The 1,794-nt window shown below is 69.7% G+C and carries 2 protein-coding genes and 2 pseudogenes; 2 read left to right on the top strand and 2 right to left on the bottom strand.

Annotated features, from left to right (window positions below):
- A partial coding sequence (locus AB0M20_RS41505) for a sigma factor (protein WP_364306821.1) occupies positions 1-236 on the bottom strand: 236 nt, incomplete at its 3' end.
- Positions 237-486: 250 nt separating this feature from the next.
- Between AB0M20_RS41505 and ppgK the strand changes: the two genes are divergently transcribed.
- Positions 487-1,245, top strand: a complete 759-nt coding sequence (gene ppgK / locus AB0M20_RS41510) for a polyphosphate--glucose phosphotransferase (RefSeq protein ID WP_364306822.1) — start codon at positions 487-489, stop codon at positions 1,243-1,245.
- Between the two features lie 4 nt (positions 1,246-1,249).
- A pseudogene (locus tag AB0M20_RS41515) lies at positions 1,250-1,561 on the top strand (PPOX class F420-dependent oxidoreductase); the annotation flags it as partial.
- A 109-nt stretch (positions 1,562-1,670) separates the two neighbouring features.
- Here the strand turns inward: AB0M20_RS41515 and AB0M20_RS41520 are convergent.
- Positions 1,671-1,794, bottom strand: a pseudogene (locus AB0M20_RS41520) (PPOX class F420-dependent oxidoreductase); the annotation flags it as partial.

The raw sequence follows: 1,794 nt of genomic DNA on the forward strand, positions 1-1,794 counted from the left end.
CGGTCGGGGTCGAATTTGTCGACGGCTTTGATCAGGCCGACGGTGGCGGTCTGGATCAGGTCGTCGGTGGGTTCGCCGCGGCCGGAGTAGCGGTGTGCGAGGTGGCGGGCCAGGGGCAGCCAGGCCTCGATCGCCCGATCGCGCAGACGGGCCCGCGCCCGCCCTTCGGTGGTGGTTGTCATCGCGGTGAGGAGTTCGGTCGCGGACTCGGACGGCCCATCACTCACGGTAGTCATCGGAGAGAAACCTCCATTCACGGGCGGAGAGCCGCGCCCGTTCCTTCCTCCCACGCTAGCCGCCTGGGCTAGTCCTGACCAGCCGAAAGTATGAGTGACGTTGAGTGACCGGTCAGCCGGTCGAGGAACTGGTGATGGACAGCTGCATCCCGAGCGCGTGCAGCCGCTCGAGCGTCGCGTGATTCGATACCGCGCTCGCGTGGTACACAGCAGGGGCAGCGAACGTCTGACGGACAAGGACGGAACTCGGATGGCCATCCTCGGCATCGACATCGGCGGCTCGGGCGTCAAGGGCGCTCCCGTCGACCCGGAGCACGGTGAGTTGCTGGCGGAGCGGTACCGCGTGGTCACCCCGCAGCCGTCCGACGTCACCTCGGTGGTGGACGCCGTGGCCGAGGTGGCCGCGCAGTTCAGCGGGTACGAACGGGTCGGCGTGACCTTCCCCGGCGTGGTGGTGGACGGGGTCACCCGGACCGCGGCCAACGTCGACAAGTCCTGGGTCGACGCGCCGGCCGCGCAGCTGTTCGCCGATCGTCTGGGCGTACCCGTCACGGTCCTCAACGACGCCGACGCCGCGGGCGTGGCCGAGGTGGCGTTCGGCGGTCACGACCAGAACGGGCTGCTGGTGATGCTGACCTTCGGCACCGGCATCGGCAGCGCGCTGTTCCTGAACGGCACGCTGATCCCGAACACCGAGTTCGGTCACCTCGAGCTGGACGGCAAGGACGCCGAGCTGCGCGCCTCCGACCGGGCCCGGGAGGAGGGCGACCTGAGCTGGGAGAAATGGGCCGGCCGGGTCCAGGATTACCTGCGGCACCTGGAGATGCTGCTGTCGCCGCGGCTGTTCGTCGTGGGCGGCGGCGTCTCCAAGAAGTCCGACAAGTTCTTCCCGCTGATCGACATCCGCACCCCGATCGTGCCGGCCACCCTGCTGAACAACGCCGGGATCATCGGCGCCGCGGTCACCGCGCAGCTCGCCGCGGGCAAGCCCTCCACGATCGGGAGCTGAAGCGATGGCCCGCAGCATCGCCACCAACAACCGGGTCGAGCGAGCGGAGCTGCTCGACTTCCTCCGGCCGCGGCACCACGCGATCCTGATGACCACCCGGCGTGACGGCCGCCCGCAGGCGTCGCCGAACACGTGCGGCGTGGACGCCGAGGGCCGCATCGTCATCTCGACGTATCCCGAGCGGGCCAAGGCGGCCAACGTCCGGCGCAACCCGCAGGTCTCGGTGTGCGTCCTCTCAAGTGAGTGGAACGGGCCGTGGGTGCAGGTCGACGGCACGGCCGAGGTGCTCGACCTGCCCGAGGCGCTCGAGCCGGTGGCGTCGATGCACCGCGACGACCTCTACTACCTGCTGGGCGTCATGTCCGTCGCCGCCTGATCGGCGAACTCAGCTGACTAACTGGGCCGGCGATCTCAGCCGGTGCCGGTCAGTCGGCGAGCCGGGGTGGGAAGCCGCCGGTGGCGATCGGGCCCCACGACTCGATCGAGACCCGGATCAGCGACTTGCCCTGGTCCCGCATCGCCTGGCGGTACTCGTCCCAGTCCGGGTGC

Origin of the sequence: Actinoplanes sp. NPDC051633, from assembly GCF_040681735.1 — a bacterium.
GTDB lineage: Bacteria > Actinomycetota > Actinomycetes > Mycobacteriales > Micromonosporaceae > Actinoplanes.

Coding starts and splice junctions, on each gene's coding strand:
- ppgK (WP_364306822.1), top strand. CDS start 487: ATGGCCATCCTCGGCATCGACATCGGCGGCTCGGGCGTCAAGGGCGCT.